The sequence below is a fragment of the Bradyrhizobium sp. CCBAU 11386 genome, from assembly GCF_028128955.1.
Lineage (GTDB): Bacteria > Pseudomonadota > Alphaproteobacteria > Rhizobiales > Xanthobacteraceae > Bradyrhizobium.
Genome location: NZ_LBKA01000210.1, coordinates 1 through 17,828, shown reverse-complemented (window position 1 = coordinate 17,828; position 17,828 = coordinate 1). Strand labels below are relative to the sequence as shown.

At 61.1% G+C, this 17,828-nt stretch carries 16 protein-coding genes; 10 read left to right on the top strand and 6 right to left on the bottom strand.

Features of this window, described 5'->3' with window-relative positions; all coding sequences use genetic code 11:
- The first annotated feature begins 172 nt into the window (after positions 1-172).
- Both ilvD and XI09_RS16550 read left to right on the top strand, forming a co-directional pair.
- Positions 173-2,023 (top strand): dihydroxy-acid dehydratase, encoded by a 1,851-nt coding sequence (ilvD, locus tag XI09_RS16555; RefSeq protein WP_271567763.1) that lies wholly within the window; start codon positions 173-175, stop codon positions 2,021-2,023.
- Between the two features lie 220 nt (positions 2,024-2,243).
- On the top strand, positions 2,244-2,567 hold the full coding sequence (locus XI09_RS16550) for a hypothetical protein (protein WP_271567762.1): 324 nt from the start codon (positions 2,244-2,246) through the stop codon (positions 2,565-2,567).
- Between the two features lie 494 nt (positions 2,568-3,061).
- Here the strand turns inward: XI09_RS16550 and XI09_RS16545 are convergent, their stop codons facing one another.
- Entirely contained in the window at positions 3,062-4,345 is a 1,284-nt protein-coding gene (locus XI09_RS16545; RefSeq protein ID WP_271567761.1) for a tyrosine-type recombinase/integrase, read from the bottom strand.
- A gap of 12 nt (positions 4,346-4,357) precedes the next feature.
- A complete protein-coding gene (locus tag XI09_RS16540) occupies positions 4,358-4,963 on the bottom strand; it encodes a hypothetical protein (protein WP_271567760.1) in 606 nt (201 codons plus the stop codon).
- Between the two features lie 109 nt (positions 4,964-5,072).
- Between XI09_RS16540 and XI09_RS16535 the strand changes: the two genes are divergently transcribed.
- Both XI09_RS16535 and XI09_RS16530 read left to right on the top strand, forming a co-directional pair.
- Positions 5,073-5,267: a helix-turn-helix domain-containing protein gene (locus tag XI09_RS16535; protein WP_247362011.1), complete on the top strand. Its 195-nt coding sequence runs from the start codon at positions 5,073-5,075 to the stop codon at positions 5,265-5,267.
- The gene (locus XI09_RS16530) at positions 5,264-5,590 is read left to right on the top strand and encodes a hypothetical protein (RefSeq protein ID WP_271567759.1); all 327 of its coding nucleotides are present in this window, start codon (positions 5,264-5,266) and stop codon (positions 5,588-5,590) included. Before XI09_RS16535 ends, XI09_RS16530 begins: the two co-directional genes overlap by 4 nt.
- 334 nt (positions 5,591-5,924) lie before the next feature.
- Here XI09_RS16530 and XI09_RS16525 read toward each other — a convergent pair whose 3' ends face one another.
- Positions 5,925-6,086 carry a hypothetical protein gene (locus XI09_RS16525; protein WP_271567758.1) on the bottom strand — a complete coding sequence of 54 codons (162 nt, stop codon included), beginning with the start codon at positions 6,084-6,086 and terminating at the stop codon, positions 5,925-5,927.
- Positions 6,087-6,883: 797 nt separating this feature from the next.
- On the opposite strand from XI09_RS16525, the gene XI09_RS16520 reads away from it, so the two are divergent.
- From XI09_RS16520 to XI09_RS16505, 4 genes are all read left to right on the top strand, one after another.
- Positions 6,884-7,873: an HlyD family secretion protein gene (locus XI09_RS16520; protein WP_271567757.1), complete on the top strand. Its 990-nt coding sequence runs from the start codon at positions 6,884-6,886 to the stop codon at positions 7,871-7,873.
- Entirely contained in the window at positions 7,860-10,595 is a 2,736-nt protein-coding gene (gene rbbA / locus XI09_RS16515; RefSeq protein WP_271567756.1) for a ribosome-associated ATPase/putative transporter RbbA, read from the top strand. Before XI09_RS16520 ends, rbbA begins: the two co-directional genes overlap by 14 nt.
- A gap of 1 nt (position 10,596) precedes the next feature.
- Positions 10,597-11,724, top strand: coding sequence for an ABC transporter permease (locus XI09_RS16510; RefSeq protein ID WP_271567755.1), 1,128 nt, complete (start codon positions 10,597-10,599; stop codon positions 11,722-11,724).
- A gap of 246 nt (positions 11,725-11,970) precedes the next feature.
- Positions 11,971-12,543, top strand: a complete 573-nt coding sequence (locus XI09_RS16505) for a hypothetical protein (RefSeq protein ID WP_271567754.1) — start codon at positions 11,971-11,973, stop codon at positions 12,541-12,543.
- Positions 12,544-12,668: 125 nt separating this feature from the next.
- Here the strand turns inward: XI09_RS16505 and XI09_RS16500 are convergent.
- A protein-coding gene (locus tag XI09_RS16500; protein ID WP_271567753.1) for an IS3 family transposase occupies positions 12,669-13,822 on the bottom strand; the annotation gives its coding sequence in 2 pieces (ribosomal slippage) (positions 12,669-13,573 and positions 13,573-13,822; 1,155 coding nt in all).
- On the opposite strand from XI09_RS16500, the gene XI09_RS16495 reads away from it, so the two are divergent.
- A complete protein-coding gene (locus tag XI09_RS16495) occupies positions 13,821-14,054 on the top strand; it encodes a hypothetical protein (RefSeq protein ID WP_271567752.1) in 234 nt (77 codons plus the stop codon). The two genes, XI09_RS16500 and XI09_RS16495, sit on opposite strands and share 2 nt — an antisense overlap.
- Positions 14,055-14,977: 923 nt before the next feature.
- Positions 14,978-15,262, top strand: coding sequence for a hypothetical protein (locus XI09_RS16490; protein ID WP_271567751.1), 285 nt, complete (start codon positions 14,978-14,980; stop codon positions 15,260-15,262).
- A gap of 926 nt (positions 15,263-16,188) precedes the next feature.
- Here the strand turns inward: XI09_RS16490 and XI09_RS16485 are convergent.
- Together XI09_RS16485 and XI09_RS16480 are read right to left on the bottom strand one after the other, a co-directional pair.
- Positions 16,189-16,401: a hypothetical protein gene (locus XI09_RS16485; RefSeq protein ID WP_271567750.1), complete on the bottom strand. Its 213-nt coding sequence runs from the start codon at positions 16,399-16,401 to the stop codon at positions 16,189-16,191.
- Complete coding sequence (locus tag XI09_RS16480) at positions 16,398-16,994, bottom strand: ATP-dependent DNA ligase (protein WP_442869600.1); 597 nt, start codon at positions 16,992-16,994, stop codon at positions 16,398-16,400. The genes XI09_RS16485 and XI09_RS16480 overlap by 4 nt, the downstream gene beginning before the upstream one ends.
- Between the last annotated feature and the right edge of the window lie 834 nt (positions 16,995-17,828).

The following is a 17,828-nucleotide window of genomic DNA, read 5'->3' as shown; positions in this document are numbered from 1 at the left end:
CTACGAAGAGGCCGCGTCGGGAGCAGGGGAGGCCTGCGATAAGCCTGATCCGGCCCACTTGGGCCCAAGTTCCCGTTGCACGGGCTGCCCCCGTGCGCTATCCGGCCGGAAAGGCCTGAGGCGGCTTCCGAATTTGCCCGCTCAGGCCCCCAAACCGAGGACGGAAACCGCCATGCCAGCCTATCGCTCCCGCACCACCACCCACGGCCGCAACATGGCGGGTGCCCGCGGCCTCTGGCGCGCGACGGGCATGAAGGACGGCGATTTCGGCAAGCCGATCATCGCGGTCGTCAACTCCTTCACCCAGTTCGTGCCCGGCCACGTCCACCTCAAGGACCTCGGCCAGCTCGTCGCCCGCGAGATCGAGCAGGCCGGCGGCGTGGCGAAAGAGTTCAACACCATCGCGGTCGATGACGGCATCGCCATGGGCCATGACGGCATGCTCTACAGCCTGCCGTCGCGCGAGCTGATCGCTGACAGCGTCGAGTACATGGCCAACGCCCATTGCGCCGACGGCCTCGTCTGCATCTCCAATTGCGACAAGATCACGCCCGGCATGCTGATGGCCGCGCTGCGGCTCAACATCCCCGCCGTGTTCATCTCGGGCGGGCCGATGGAAGCCGGCAAGGTCAAGCTCCAGGGCAAGACCAAGGCCGTCGACCTGATCGACGCCATGGTGGCCGCGGCCGACTCCAAGGTCAGCGACGAGGACGTCAAGGTGATCGAGCGCTCGGCGTGCCCGACCTGCGGCTCCTGCTCGGGCATGTTCACGGCCAATTCGATGAACTGCCTGACCGAAGCGCTCGGCCTGGCGCTGCCCGGCAACGGCACGGTGGTCGCGACCCACGCCGACCGCAAGCGGCTGTTCGTCGAGGCCGGCCATACCATCGTCGATCTCGTCCGCCGCTACTACGAGCAGGACGACGCCTCGGTGCTGCCGCGCAACGTCGCCAACTTCAAGGCGTTCGAAAACGCGATGACGCTCGACATCGCGATGGGCGGCTCGACCAACACGGTGCTGCATCTCTTGGCGGCGGCCCATGAAGGGCAGGTCGAATTCACCATGCGCGACATCGACCGCCTGTCGCGCCGCGTGCCCGTGCTCTGCAAGGTTGCCCCGTCCGTTGCCGACGTGCATGTCGAGGACGTGCACCGCGCCGGCGGCATCATGGGCATTCTGGGCGAGCTCGATCGCGCCGGCCTGATCGATACCTCGGTCTCGACCGTGCATGCGCCGACGATGGCCGACGCGCTGGAGCGCTGGGACATCAAGCGCACCAAGAGCGAGGCGGTGCGCACCTTCTATCGCGCTTCGCCCGGCGGCATCCCGACGCAAGTTGCCTTCAGCCAGGAGCGCCGCTACGACGAGCTCGATGCCGATCGCGAGAAGGGCGTCGTGCGCGACCTCGCGCACGCCTTCAGCAAGGACGGCGGTCTCGCCGTGCTCTACGGCAACCTCGCGCAGGACGGCTGCATCGTGAAGACCGCCGGCGTCGATGCCTCGATCCTGAAATTCTCCGGCCCCGCGCGCGTGTTCGAGAGCCAGGACGCGGCCGTCGACGGCATCCTGGGCGGCAAGGTCGTCGCCGGTGAGGTCGTGGTCATCATCTACGAAGGTCCGCGTGGCGGCCCCGGCATGCAGGAAATGCTGTATCCGACGAGCTATCTGAAATCGATGGGCCTCGGCAAAGCCTGCGCGCTCGTCACCGACGGACGCTTCTCGGGCGGCTCGTCCGGCCTGTCGATCGGACATTTGTCGCCGGAAGCCGCCGAAGGCGGCAACATCGGTCTGGTGCGGACCGGCGACCGCATCGCGATCGACATTCCGAACCGCAGCATCACCCTGGAGGTTTCCGACGAGGAGCTCGCCAGGCGCCGCGCGGCGGAAGAGGCGAAGGGTGACGCCGCCTGGCAGGCGACGGGCCGCAAGCGCAACGTCTCCACCGCGCTCCAGGCCTATGCTGCGCTCACCACCAGCGCCGCGCGCGGCGCGGTGCGCGAGGTGAAGCGCCGCTCGAACTGAGCGCTGCATCGTTCGCGCTTCGCGTGCATGGTCAACGAGTCCTGAACGGCCGGCGAAAGCCGGCCGTTCGCATTAAGGATGCCTCCACGAAGTTCGGCAGCTCGGGATTTTGCGGCGTATACTGCGGCGACCTTCGCAAATCATTTCGGGCAACTGGGGCACCACAATAATGTCTCGTACTCTTGCTGTCGTTTTCTCAACAGTCGTCGCCGCGATTTCCATGACGGGCGCAGCCGCCGCCGGCTGCTACAATTGCTACACGCCGCCGCCGTGCACGACCTGCTATCAGCAGCAATACGTCGCTCCGCAATACCACACCGTCGACGAGACCGTGATGGTGTCGCCGGGCTCCGTGGTCGCGCACCGCACGCCGGCGCAGTACCGCACCGTGATGGTGCCGCAGACCGTGATGGTCGCCCCGCCCAGCGTCCAGTACGAGCGCATCCCGCCGCAATACGCCACGCGCCAGCGCGTCGAGATGGTCTCGCCGGGCTATTCCTATTACGCCCCGGTGCAGATGGGCTGCGCGTCCTGCGGCTACTGAGCCAGCGCAACAATCAACGAACTTCGCGCGGCGCTCCCATGGGGCGCCGCGTTTTCTTTTGCGCGCCAGCAAACGAGGCCCGGACATGGAGACGACTCCAACCGGGCCTCGCAACCAGCGACGCCCTGGGAGATGTCGCCAGTGTCCGGGATTGCTGAGAAATCTAGGCTAGAGGAACAGGCTGACACGCGCCTGACAGATCGTATCCCGCGAAGGCTTTGAGGCAGGGCGCGAACTTCGCGTTGCCTTGCGCCGCCGACTGCGTTAAGCGACAGCCATTCCGGGTTTGGAAGGGTGGCCGAGTGGTTTAAGGCACCGGTCTTGAAATACGCAGCGGGCGGTCCCGACTGATATCGTTCAGTTTGATTGTACAGCATTTTCAACGCCTACTAATCCCAATTTGTTCTATTCAGCTCGCCTAGTCCTCTACCGTTCTGGCCCATTTGGGTCCACGTTTGGGTCCAACCATCGCCGTCAGGCCTATCCGCGTCAGTCTATTTCTTCAGGAATTCAGAGGCGAACGCTGTGATAGCCGCGGCGACCGACTTATTTGCCTTCTTGGATCTTTTCCGCTTTGCATAATTTCGGAGCAGAACCGCTGGATCGTCACCGATTCGTTGAGCAACGGTGTGAACTGGAATACCAGCGTCCAATAGCGCTGTAGAGTGTATGCCCCTGAGGTCGTGAAACCGCGTCTTGCCGAAGCTGGGCAGATCGGCCTCCCCAGCCTTCCTCCTCACTAAATCGGCGCGCCGGGCAAACTCCTTAGAGAAATTGCGAGGGTTGCGTGGCTTGGAGAAATCAAAGTCGTCGCCGGCCTTGGGCACGGTCGGGAATAGAAGAGCGGTCGTCGGCAATTTGATGAGCGACAGATCAACCGAGAGGCTATCGGGAATGCTTGCGACGATCCGCTGTTGATGCTCCTTTTCTTGGCCGAGCATGGCCATGGTCGCCGGGTCAAGTTCGATAGTGCGCAGGCCGCGCTTAGTCTTTGGCGGCTTAAGCCGAAGGCCAAATTTCCGTGTTTGCTCCCACGCACGCTCGATCCGCAGGGTCGCATTTCCCACGTCTAGATCAGTCCAGCGAAGGGCCAACAGCTCGTTACGGCGAGCTCCGGTAGCCGCAGCAAGCACTACTATGGGGTAAAGGCTGGACCCTTCAAACCCGGCAATTAGTCGCGCCAACTCGGTCTCATCCAAACCCTCACCAATATCGTCGGTGTCGAGCTCGTCATCATTGAAGGTTTGGCGCTCAGGATTTGGAATGCGCTCCACACGCGCCATCGGGTTGTTCGCGACGATACCCTTACGATATGCCGTCGCCAAACAGGCACCAAAGACTACGTGGACGTGATGCGCCGTCCGTGGCGCGATCTCACCCTTGCGCTCAATATCCGCATAAAGTTTGTCGATGTCAGGAGCGCGCAGTTTCTGTAGCTTCTTGTCAGCAAGAGCCGGCTTTACATGTGTCCTAAGCAACTGAGCGTATCGTTCTAACGTCCGCTGACTGACTTTCTTGCGACGGCGCCCCGGTGCCTCGGCCGCCAACCATTGGTCGATCCAACTCCCGACCGTGAGCCTAGACGGCTCAACGTGGTCGCCCGTATCACCATCATGGAGAAGGCGCCGCAACTCTTTACGAGCGTCCGTCAGCGGGCCGTGAAAGGTCACGGTGTAACGTCGGCCGTTCACACGATAACGAAGTCGAAAAGAATTCTCGCCGCGTTGATCGATAGAGCCGTCACCAAAAGATCTCTTGGTCCGTCTTTGAGCGGTCAATGATCAAACCTCCTACCGATCTTCTACCAAAAATCGTCGACTGTTCAGAGTCGCTTCAAATTCCTCGAACAGAGCGTTTGTCGGATAATCGCCAACTATGCGCTGCAGATTGTCGCAAATTTCCTGCACCGCCTGGCCGGGGAGGCGTGCCTCTACAGTCAGGCGATGAATGCCTCTCAAAACGGGTCGCTTCCCGAAAGCGCTTGGCTGAGGATACCTGCGTCCTCGTTCTGTGTAATGAATCGTCGCCTTAAGGTTTGCCCGAGCAACAACAATAGTTGAAATTTTTTTTGCTAAAGCTGCTGAGGACAAAATCAACTCGATCGCGCCAGCAAAATCCTTAGCACCGGTTAGGGGACAAATGTCGTGCTCAGCGATACCTCTCCCTAATGTTTTGGTCCTGTCTTCTGTCTCCGCAAGGCTATCGGTCGCTAGTGCCGCGAGGAGCAATTGCGTTACCGCTGCGGGCATAGCGCGAATGCCGCTGCCCGGCCCTCGGCCTGCGACCGCTTTCAGCACCTTCGACCGCACCAAGACGCGCTGGCGCTCGTAAAGTGCGTCCGGGGTCAGATCCAGATAATCCGCTAGAACCGGCAAATAGCTTTTTAAACTGATCATGACGGGAGCAGACTAAAAGGGATTAGAGGTGGTGTCCACCACTATTTTGTTGATGGATCGGTCTGAAGCGTGCAAAATGGTGTAGATCTACACTAATTTGGAGCCTTCAATGGAAAACGGGTCGAACGACGACAAAAGACTGGTCTACGAGGTGCCGGAAGCGGGCGCCTTGCTCGGATTGGGACGTAACGCCAGTTACGAGGCTGCAAAGCGCGGGGACATTCCCACGATCCGAATCGGGAAGTTGATTCGCGTCCCGAAAGCGGCATTCGATCAGATGCTGGCGCGGGTGGGCGCCAAATGAATAACCGGGAATCCTCCGACGACTACAATCTCGTCGTCGTAGTGCTCAATGAAAACTGGCGGATCATTGAATGCCAAGACCGAATCCAATGGATCCTTCAACACCGAGGATCGCCAAAAAAGTCGCGCAGGGACGATTGGCGTGGCAGGTCATACTGCCGGACTGCGGAGGTGCTGCGTCAGCGCGCGTACCAGCACGCGGGACGAATTGATGCGTCAGCCGTGGAGCAGATGCTGTCGCTTCCCGAACGCTTCCCTGAACCGCATGTCCAACTCGGCACGGCGGGCAAGGCCGCCGCACCGGCCGAGGAGAACATCGGTTAGGTGGGCGGAATATGGCCGAAATAGATCAGGCTCGGCAGAGAAGTTGGACGTCCCAAAAGCTCGAATGGCTCGACTGTGTCTCGGTGGACAGTCGGATAAAGCCGGGAACGTTTGAGGTGGCGTACTGCATCATTCAGCATGCAAACGCAGAAACGGGCGTAGCAATTTTGAGTGACAGGACGATTAGTGACAAGACGGGGATTTCGAGCGCAGAGGTCTACAGGCACCGACAGGCATTGAAAAAATTGGGCTGGATAGCCTGGACGCGATGGCGTGGTGGTCTGAAGGTCACTTTTCTTTTCGGACACGTAAATTCAATGTTGGACTTGCTAATTCACCGGCGTGAATTGCGAAAGGTTGAGCGCCTTGATGGCCCGCTCAAACGCAAAAATAAATCATCACCGGCGATGGATCTGCGAGCAACAAGGTAGTCGCCGGCGATGGATCCAGATTCATCGCCCGTGATGATGTGAGAAACATCGCCGGTGATGAACATACACTATCAATGAACACCTTCAACGATACACATTCAAAGTTCTAGCCTTCAGGAAGGTCTTACTGGTGGAAGAAGGAATTTGCGAGGGAGGTACATGGACCAGTCGACGTGCTGCTGTTTGTGGCCACCACGTCAAGCGCAACACTGCAATCAGTTATTCGTGGAGTCCGACTTTCTTCCGGATGAGGCTTGACCTGCCTCCGCAGCAAAAAGGGTGTTAAAGGGCTAGTCATGCCGCGTAGAAGCGATTTAGCCACCGTGAGCTGGTCACCTAGCCGGAGAGGCGGCTGCTCACCATACGCGACCTTATTTCAGCTTCCCGGTGTCGTTCAGGCGCAGATAGCGGCTGAGCAGTCATCTGTCGGGTTCCGCCGCTCGCGGAACCCCGCCTAGTGCCCCCACTGATTGATCCGACATTGGGCGCCATCCGTGAGGCTGGTCAACCGATCGTGCTGACCTGCACCGGCACGCTTGCGCAACTTGCGACAGAGTGGGTGCAGGGGAAATTTATCGCCGACCACGGCGCGTCCATCGATCTCTGCGTACCCTGCGCATTCTCGGCGGCACTCACGACATTACCGACGTCAGGCAAATCCAACCGATGCTGCCCGCTACCCATTCAAGAAAAAGTGAATTCAGCAGTGCAATTGTAGCGTGGGGCAGTTGCTCTCGCACATACGCGTTCGGTTACTGGAGGGTAGCCGGGAACTGTCGCCATTGAGCTAACTCAAGGCCGCTCCGAGCATCTGAGGATACTCAAAGCATTCGATCGGAGTATCGAAGATATGGCGTTCAACATGCGTGGCCCTGCTGTCTTTGCTGTCGCCGTCCTGGTTACACTCGCTGCGGGCGGATATCTCTACTGGACGCAAGTGATGGCGGTGCAAACCCCTGACGGGCTTGCGACCGCTAACGGCCGCATCGAAGTGACGCGCGTCGACATCGCCTCCAAATTGCCCGGGCGGGTGGCGCAAGTCCGCGTGAGGGAAGGAGATGCCGTCCAGAAGGGCGAACTGGTCGCGGCGCTCGATACCGCTGAGCTGCGCGCACAACTCGCCGGCGCCAAGGCTGCGGTTCAGCGCGCCGCGGCCGCCATTGCCCATGCCGAGGCCGACATTAACATCCGCAAGGCGGAACACGACCTCGCCGACGTCGAGATGCTGCGCGCTACTCGCCTCGAGCAGACGTCCGCCGGAACCAGGGCCGATCTTGAACGGCGCCGGGCGCAAAGCCTCGTCGCCGCCGCGCAGATCGAGGCTGCGCGTGCGGCCCTGATCGAAGCCAATGCCACCAGGGAGGCCGCCGACGCCCAGGTCGCGCAAATTGAGGCGATGCTCAACGATTCCGAGCTGCATTCCCCCGTGTCCGGCCGCGTCGAATACAAGCTGGTTCAGTCCGGCGAAGTGGTCGCAGCGGGTGGCCGCGTGGTCACCATCCTCGATCTGTCCGACGTCTACATGACCGTCTTCTTGCCGACCGGAGAGAGCGGCCGGATCGCACTCGGCTCACAAGCGCGCATCGTGCTCGACTCGGTTCCGAACGCAGTGTTCCCCGCTAGCGTCTCCTTCGTCGCGGCCGAGGCGCAGTTCACGCCGAAAACGGTCGAGACGCAGAACGAGCGGCAGAAGCTGATGTACCGCGTCAAGCTTGCCATTGATCCGAAGCTGCTTGACACCTATCGCGACTTCGTCAAGGCCGGCCTCAGCGGCAACGCCTATGTCCAGGTGAGGCCGAACGCGACGTGGCCCGCCTGGCTTGCCGTGCGGCTGCCCGATGTCGCCGGCTGAGTCTCTCGCGATTGAGGTCAGCGAGGTCGCCTACCGCTACGGCAAGGTAACCGCGTTGGCCGATATCGGCCTGTCCATCCGCGCCGGCAGCGCAACCGCGTTGGTCGGACCGGATGGTGTCGGCAAATCGACACTGCTGGCGCTGATCGCCGGCGTGCGCCGCCTACAGACCGGTAGCATCCGGACGCTGGGCGGCGACATCTCCGCGCGCGCACACCGCGACGACGTCATGGCGCGCATCGCCTACATGCCGCAGGGCCTCGGGCGCAATCTCTATCCGAGTCTCTCGGTCGCCGAGAACATTGATTACTTTGGCCGCCTGTTCGGCCAGTCGGCGGCCGAGCGTGCGGCGCGCATCCATCAACTGCTGAAAGCGACTGGCCTTGCTCGGTTTCCCGACAGGCCGGCCGGCAAGCTCTCAGGCGGCATGAAGCAAAAGCTGTCGTTGTGCTGCACGCTGATCCACGATCCCGATCTCCTCATCCTCGACGAACCGACGACCGGTGTTGATCCGTTGTCGCGGCGACAATTCTGGCGGTTGATCGACGACATTCGCGCCCAGCGTCCGCAGCTCACGGTGCTGGTCTCCACCGCCTATATGGAGGAAGCCGAGCGCTTCGACCACGTCGTCGCTATCGACGCCGGCCGCGTGCTGGCGCAGGGCGCACCCGCCGAGCTCCTGAGGATGACCGGAACCCAGCATTTCGAGCAAGCCTATATCGCGCTGCATGGCGGCAGCGTCGCGGCTGAGGTGGTGCCCCGCGCACATTTGCCGCCGAGCGCAAACGGCAAGCCGGCCATCGTTGCGGAGGGGCTGACCCGCCGGTTCGGCGATTTCGTTGCCGTCGATCATGTCAGTTTCAGCATCCGGCGCGGCGAGATCTTCGGCTTCCTCGGCTCGAACGGCTGCGGCAAGACCACGACTATGAAGATGCTCACCGGCCTGCTGGACATCAGCGACGGGCGCGCCGAACTACTCGGGCGTCCCGTTGAGGCGGGTGACCTCGCCTCGCGCCTGCGCGTCGGCTACATGTCTCAGGGCTTCTCGCTCTACGAAGAGCTGACGGTCCGCGAAAATCTCGAGCTGCATGCACGTCTCTATCGGATTCCCGAAGCGGAGGTGAAGCTGGTCGCCGACCGGGCTCTCGAGCATTTCGGCCTGGTCGAGGCGGCGAGCAGCAAACCCCCGAGTCTGCCGCTCGGCATGCGTCAGCGGCTGCAGCTCGCCGTCGCCTGTCTGCACCGCCCCGAGGTGATGATCCTCGATGAGCCGACCTCCGGGGTAGATCCGGCCGCGCGCGACATGTTCTGGCGCCTACTCGGGGAACTGTCGCGGCGCGACGGCGTCACCATTTTCGTGTCGACGCATTTCATGAACGAGGCCGAGCGTTGCGACCGCATCTCGCTGATGCATGCCGGCAAGGTGCTTGCGGTCGGCACGCCGCAGGAGCTGCGGCAGGCCAAGGGCACTGCTAGTCTGGAAGACGCCTTTATCGCCTATCTCGAGGAAGCAGATCCCGGCGGGACGGTCGAAGAGGCGCGTACCGTCTGGACGACGTCGGCAGTTGCACGCCCGTTATCGCCCGCCGGCCTACATGCATCGCTGCGGCGCATGTGGGCGTTTGGTTACCGCGAGATGCGCGAAATGATGCGCGACTGGGTGCGGCTGGGCTTCGCGCTGCTCGGCCCGCTGCTGCTGCTCCTCACCTTCGGCTACGGCATCACCTTCGACGTCGAGAATCTGTCCTTTGCCGTGCTCGACCGTGACCATAGCGCCGACAGCCGGCAACTGGTCGAGAATTTTGCAGCGTCCCGCTACTTCCAGCAGAGGATCCCCTTGCAGAGCGAGGCGGAGGTCGATCGCCGACTGCGCGCGGGAGACCTGCGCCTAGTGATCGACATCCCGCCGGGCTTCGGCCGCGACATCGTCGCCGGCCGCCGGCCCGAGGTCGCCTTCTTCCTCGACGGTGCCGCGCCCTTCCGTGCAGAGACGACGCGCAACTACGTGGACGGCATCGTGCTCTCCTATGCGGAGGATTTAGCCCATCGAACCCGTGGTGTGGTGCCGGATCTCCTGGCGGCCAAGCTCGAGCCGCGCTTTCGCTACAACCAAGATTTTCGCAGCGTATTCGCGCTGACGCCCGGGCTGATCATGATCTTTATGGTGCTGTTCCCGTCGATGCTAGCCGCCCTCGGCGTCGTGCGTGAGCGCGAGCTCGGATCGATCACCAATCTCTACGCCTCGCCAGCAACGGTGGCGGAGTTCCTGCTCGGCAAGCAGATACCCTACATTCTCTTCAGCTGCGCAAGCTTCGTCAGCCTGCTGGCGCTGGCCAGCCTCGCTTTCGGCGTCATCGTCAAGGGCTCGCTTGTCGCGCTTGCGCTTGGCGGCGTGGCCTACATCTTCGCCAGCACTGCGTTAGGCATTCTCGTGTCCGTCTTCGTGCGCAGCCAAATCGCCGCAATCATCATCACCGCCATCATCAGCACCGTCCCGGCGATCAACTTTTCCGGCTATCTCTATCCGGCCGCCGCCCTGCAGGGCAGTGGCCGCTTCATCGGCATGAGCTTTCCGGCGCTCTGGTTTCAGAACGTCTCGCTGGGCACCATCACCAAGGCGCGCGGCTTCGCCGAACTCTATCCCAACCATCTCATCCTGCTCGCCTTCGGCCTTACTTATCTTGTGGCGGCGAGCCTGTTGCTGCGCAAACAGGAGGGTTGACGTGACCCGCTGGCTCACCAACGTGTTCCACCTCGGCGTCAAGGAGCTCGCAAGCCTTGCCAGCGACGTCATGCTGGCATCTTTTGTTGTCTATTCGTTCTCCTTCAGCGTCTACAACGAGGCGACTGGGATTACGACCGACGTCAACAACGCGCCCATTGCTATTGTTGATTCCGATCGTTCGGTGCTGTCGATCCGCATTGCGGACGCGCTGCTGCAGCCTTATTTCCGTACGCCCGTCGCGATCGACCGCTCGGCCGTCGACCGGCTGATGGACGAAGGCCGATATGCCTTCGTGCTCGACATCCCGGCGCGGTTCCAGGCTGATGTGCTTAGCGGGCGCGCTCCGGCGGTGCAGCTCGACATCGACGCCACCGCCATGACCCAAGCGGCAGTCGGTGGTGGCTACGTGTCCGCGATTTTACAGCAGGAAACGACGAACTACCTGCATTCTCGCGGCATCGAGCGCGAGCTGCCGGTGCGCAGCGTCGAGCGCACCTTCTTCAATCCAAACCTCGAAGGTTTTTGGCACATGGCCATTAACGCACTGGTCGAGAACTTAACAATGCTGACCATTCTACTGGTCGGCGCCGCGGTCATTCGTGAGCGCGAGCGGGGCACCATCGAGCACCTTCTGGTCATGCCCGTCCGCGCGCACGAGATCGCCGCCGGGAAGATCTGGGCCAACGCGCTGGTGGTGGCGACCTTCGGCACGCTGTCGCTGCTCATCGTGATCCAGGGCATATTGCAAGTGCCGATCGCGGGCTCGATCCCGCTATTCGTCGCCGGCATGATGATCTATCTCTTCGCCATCGCCTCGCTCGGCATCCTGCTAGCGACCATTGCCAACACCATGCCGCAGTTCGCACTGCTCGCTATTCCGGTGTTCCTCATCCTCAACATGCTGTCGGGCGGGGCCTCGCCACTCGAAGCCATGCCGGGGCCGCTCCAGGTTGCCCTTCAGATCTCACCCGCCGTGCATTTCGTGCAATTCACGCAGTCGGTGTTGTGCAGGGGCGCCGAAATCGATCTGGTCTGGCGGCATCTCGTCGCGATTGTTGTGCTTGGCGTAATCTTCCTCGGGGTCGCACTTGCTCGTTTCCGCCGGATGCTCGCCCGGGTGCAATAGTTCCGCAACGTTCAGGGCTACCGTAGATTTTAGCCGTGGCTATCAAGCCAGTGAGCGCGCCGGCGAGAGCTCGACGAGAGCAGGGGCGCCGGAGTCTGATCGGCGCCATGGGGCGACATAAGCTTGCCAATCGCGGGCTTGGAGCTTCGGTCCCGGTCGGCAATTGTTCTAATGAGCTCCGCAGGTTTCTCACATTTGATAATTTTATGATAAGCTAGGACAAGGCAGTAACTTAGAAGCAGTCCGATGCCAGCCCTGCACAAACCCAGCCACGAGATGGTGGCCCAAGCACTTGCAAACGGCAAAACTCAAGCTGATGCGTATCGCGCGGGTGGTTACACTTTCCAGCCGGCGAACGCTCATCGTTTGTGCACCAGTCGCGCAGTCACGCAGCGTGTCCAAGAAATAGTCGCAGACCGCGTTGCTCGAGAATCGAGGATTCGAGAGCTTGCTATCGAGAAGGCCGCTCTGAGCGACAGTTGGATCATCATTCGGCTTCGACACACCATCGACATGGCGATACGTGGCCTGCCGGTCTACGACAAGCATGGGCGGCAGCTTACCAATTTGGATGGGTCGCCAATTTTTCGGCCGGATTTAGCGCAGGCGAACAGCGGTTTGCGATTGGCTGCACAGATACAAGGTATGCTGGTCAAACGTCATGAAATCGGGGAGCCGGGACAGTTCACGCGGATGACGGATCAGGAACTGGAGTTTTCTTTGATTGAAGCTTGGAAGGCGTTAGGATTTTCTGAGAAGGTCATTCAGGACGCGCTAACAGCGAAGGTAGTTACGAAAGACCAGCATGACAGCCGTTGATCCTACTGAGGCTAACATAATGAAGACTGAGCCGTTGGAAGTCGTCGATGCTTCGAGTCTCTTGGATGCCGATTGGGCTGAGATTAATAGATGGCTGAGCTGCTGCCGGTTTGATGGACACCTGGTTAAGCTAATCCCACCTTGCGCTCGAACTCAACCGGGCTGAGATAGCCGATGGTCGAGTGCCTGCGGGTCGTGTTGTAGAATCGTTCGATGTAGTCGAACACATCGGCGCGTGCCTCGTCTCTGGTTCTATAAATCTTGTTGGCCGTACGCTCGGTCTTGAGCGAGGAGAAGAAGCTCTCCATCGCCGCGTTGTCCCAGACGTTGCCGGAACGGCTCATGCTGCAAACGATGCCGTGGTCGGCCATAAGGCGCTGGAACTGCTCGCTGGCGTACTGGCTGCCCTGGTCGGAGTGATGCAGCAGCGCATCCGGCTTGCCGCGTCGCCAGACGGCCATCAACAATGCGTCCGTGACGAGCTGTGCCGTCATGGCGGCGCTCATCGACCAGCCCACCACCCGGCGTGAGAACAGGTCGATTACCGCTGCGACATAGAGCCAGCCTTCGGCCGTCCAGAGATAGGTGAAGTCGGCGATCCATTTCTGGTTGGGACGCTCGGCGGCGAACTGCCGGTCAAGGAGATTCGTCGGTACGGTCTCAAGCTGTCGATCGCCGTCATCCTTCGGCAAGCGCCGACGTCGCGGCCGCGCCCGCAAGCCTTGCAGGCGCATCAGCCGCTCGATTTGGTGGAGGCCACAGTCCGCCCCATCGGCGAGCAGGTCACGCCACACCCGGCATGCGCCATAGGTGCGGTCGCTGGCGACGAAGCTGGCCTTGACCTTGCCGCCGAGCTCCTCGTCGCTGCGGGATCTGGCGCTGGGCGAGCGGTTCAGCCAGGCATGGAAGCCCGACCGCGACACTCCCAGCGCATCGCATAGCCATGCCACCGGCCAGATCGTCCGGTGCTTCGCGACGAAGGCAAACTTCATGTCGCTTCCTTCGCGAAGTAGGCTGCGGCCCTTTTTAGGATATCCCGCTCGGCCTTCAGCTTGGCAACCTCGCGGCGCAGCCGCTCGATTTCTTGCTGCTCGGGCTTCATCTGCCCATGGCCGGGAAAGGCCTGCACCGGGTCAGAGCCAAACTCCTTCACCCATTTGCGCAGTACGTTCTCATGAACCCCCAGGTCCCGGCCGGCTTGCGCCACCGACACCCCGCGCTCCCTGACAAGCTTGACCGCTTCGATCTTGAACTCTCGGCTGAACTTCCGTCTCTGCATGACCAACCTCCGGCTTGATAAAACACCCAATCTCGGTGTCCATCAAACCGGCAGCAGCTCAGTGTTCCTGAAGGTGGCTCGCGAGGCAGCCGAGGCAAGCGGGGATGTGCCGAAAGCGCCGCGGTGGGATACGCTGGACTGGCGACGCTTTCCCCGCGAGGAGAGGGGAACGGGCGACCATGTGCTTTCGGAAGCCAAAGCGACGCGCCTCACGGCCTGTGGGAAGAACTAGATAGCTGTCCGGGCACAAGCGGGGGGCGAGACGCGAATGAGCCGAAAGGGTCACTTCTTGGGGGCGCTCTCATTGGTCCAAGGGATCCGAAGTGGTTCAAGAACGGATCGATGCGAACGCCGCCCTTACTAGCGGCCCTGAGCCACCGCGCTCGCCGGCGGAAATGCCTGCCTTGCAGGCGTTCAAGGATGAGTGGGAGGCGGGCAGCAGGCTAATTCAAAAGGGCGAGATCGCGCCACCCAAGAAGCGGGCACGCCTAAGCTCGCCAGACCGAAGTTATCGTGTCTTCCGAACCGCCATCGGTCAGGCGCAAAGACGTGGTCCACCCCGAAAGGTGGCGGTTCGATTCGTTTCGAAAAGACGACCGAACTCGAACTGAGCGGGGGCCTAAGCTGGCGTGATTAATGGCAGGACGGGTTAACGGGTCGAGGTTAAATGGTCAGCCCAAGCTGCTGGTGACTAGAAGTTCGTGGACTGCTGTTGAGAGTTCGGACATCGGATATGCAAACCGGTGCCACATCGTGTGAAGCTCTCTCCGTGCGCGCAATTTTGCGGCCGGACCGCCCCCCGGACCCAAGAATGGACCCATTCTAATACAGATGGGCGATGGCTGGTCGCAGGATGACGACAAAGCCCACATAAGGTGGCATTCCGATTGCGCTGCTGGTTCATAGGATTGGACAAGTAAAATTCGCCTCTACGTGACCTCTCTGAGCTTCCGTTTGCCGTCGAGAATAATGATCCCGACCCCGTGCCCTAGACTTGGCATTGCTGTGGACCGTCTCGATGCCAATGTTCAATGCGCCATAAGACGCTCGACAAGGTCTCGATCGTGCAACGCTTCACTTTCCGTGTAAGTTCGAAGGCGGGTCTCCTCACGGAGCTATTTGATCTCGCCGCGAAGCAAGGTGGGAGAGGGGGCAATGAGCAACACCATTCGATTTCCTCAGCCCGACGCTGCGATGGCCGAACGTGACCAGAAGGACGCCGTCGCCTACCATCAGATGGAGGGCGACCTGCGCGATTTGGCGAATATGGGTCGCATCACTGCGCAGCTCGGAAGCAATACGGATGGTGAGCCTCGGCTCTGTGAGAAGCGAAATTTAGCTCTCTTCGCCGTGTACCATCTCCATGCGATGCCTCTTGAATTCGAGAAGAAGTACGACGATGGCGACTTCCACACAGGAAGCGCGACCGGCAGCGGCTGACGACACACCGCCGTCGGTTGTGCCGCTAGTCCCTAAAAGATACGCCGCCGGGCTCGAAATACACTGTCCCGGCGGCGCCCTGTACCAAACTGGGTCCAGCAATCCCAGCCACCTCGATGTGAGCAACGCCCGTGCCACAGAGATGTGACGATCCCACCGGTTTGTGCTGGCAGGCTTCTCTGTTGCGGCACCGCGCGGCAATCGGTTTAATCTCCCGGCAAGGGAGAGATGAAATGCAAAAAGTGCTTGCCGCAGTGACACTGGTTGCAGCCCTCGCGCTTGCCGGGTGCGGACGAGATCCCGGACCTAAGGGAGAGCCAGGACCGCAAGGCCCCGCCGGCCCGCAGGGCGCACAGGGTATCCAGGGAGTTCCTGGTCCACAGGGACCTGCCGGAGCTCAAGGGCCACAGGGCCCGCAGGGGCCAAAAGGCGACAAGGGTGAGAAGGGCGATCCGGCGGCGGTCAACATCCGGGCGGTGCAGGCCGACGGCGCGGTCAATTGCGATGGCAGCGAAACTCTTGTCTCAGTTTTCTGTCCCGGTGGCGGCAGTGCGGATGGCGGAAAATGTGGCACTCCACCGACGATAGGTCTGTGCCTGAAAAAGTGACGTTGGGGTGAGCCCGCCGGTTCACGCTGGCGGGCCTAGTACTCCCGGCGCTCTGATCCGCAACTGGATCGGCAGCCGGGAGCCTTGGGGGGCTGGAAAGCAAGCTGTGCCACGCTCGCTCTTAAGCTGCAATCCGTGAGACGTCGAACTCCGGTAGTTGTCCGGACTCCATTTCGGAACGGGGTGTTCTACTGAAGGAACACCGGCGAGATTTAAGTATCAGCCAATTTCAAGTTGCCCGGGATATGGCCGCAGTGGGGCTGGAACCACGCTGCGGCTTTTCCCATTCGGCTTAGTTAACCACTTGCCCGTTGGTACTTACTGCGACCTCTCTAGCTTGTCCTGCTCAGCCCGTGCGAGGGTCTTCGCCTGTTCCTCAGCCGCGGTGCTATCGACCACCTCAGGGCGCATTCGGCGGCCGGGCACGTCATCCCAGTAGAAATATTTGGACGGCCGCCCGTCCGGGAAGCGCACTTCGTAGCTGCCGCAGTCGGGCACGATCGAGTGTCGGATGATACGGACGCGCTTCACGCGAAGCCTTCCATTACCCGCGCTATAGAAGGATGACTGCGGTTCTTCACTTTGATCCAGTGCTTTTGCCGGCCGCCGCGGTAAGGCCGATCCCGGTGCTTGGAGACCAACCCCTCTAGGCCCATGCGGCAGGCCGCACGGAATAGGTCGGGTCCGATCTCGCCGCGCTCGAAGGGCGCGACCGTAATGCCGTCAGGGCGCCGCGCGAGAAGTCGCTCGAGGTTCGCTTTGCGCATGTGCAAGGGCAAAGAGCGGAGATCGTCGCTACCCATGGCAAGAATATCGAAAGCGTAGAGCTGGACTTCGTCGTCGTGCTTCCGGGAGTGGAGCGCGTTGAAATCGGAAATGCCGTCGACGCCGAGAATCACAGCTTCGCCGTCAATTACGAAATGCTTCTGACGGTTCTTCAGTGCGGCCTCGGCGATCCATGGATAGCGCTTGGTCCAGTCGCTGCCGTTACGCGACAGCAGGCGCACGCGATCGTTCTCCCGGATGACCAGCATCCGATAGCCGTCGGCCTTGATCTCATGAAACCAGTCCGGCCCTGATGGGACCTGCTTGCCGGGGGGTGCCAGGCAAAGCTCGTACGCCATACGCATAACCCGAAGATAGGCATTCACTGAAAATTTTACGAATCGGGGAACGCGATCAAGCTTGAACGGGTTTTGAATCCGCTCCGACTAGGCCTCCCCAGTCCGGTCGGGGCACATTTGGTAGAGCAGCATGGCGGCCTCAGTTCCATACCGGCTGGGGCCGCTTCATTTGTCAGGCTATGCTGAGTTTAAGGGCCAATACTGAGGGCTAATATTGCTCCCTACTTGAATACCGGCGACGAAACTGCCCTGATCGTTCAAACGGCCGCAGGCTTCCGCGTTTGAAGCGGTGCCTGCGGCCTGCGCTGCGACCGTTCCGCACGATCGGTGCAGCGATCTCCTATTGCTTGGGCTCTTCGGCAGGTGCTGCTGGCGCTGTGGGTTCAGCGTCGGGTGTGCCGCCCCTGAGCTCTGATGGTGCCGCACAGTCGCCGGCCCAAAGCTTGGTCCCCTTGACTGTTCCCACGAGTTTACAACCCATCGGGGCCGCCGGCTGTTTGTGCGGCTTGCTGGTAGCCTTGGGCACCGCGGTCGCCTTCGGCACTGCTGTTTGAGCGAAGGCTGAGGCCGAAAAGCCTATGACGGCGGCGGCGACTATCGAGGGAGTCCTCATCTTCATTTTCCCTTCGCCCTTCAGCCCAATGTCTTCCCGGCGCCGAGGCATAGGCCAGCTAGCCGAAAAGGATCAAGACGCCGCCTACGGCCAAAAGACAATGGCCAAGCCCCAGCATTTGTAGCAGGTCGGTCAATTTGCGGATTCCGATGATCTCGCCCGGGTGTACCGATTTGATCTCGCCCAGGATTCCGAGATGATCTCGCCCACCATTCCGATTT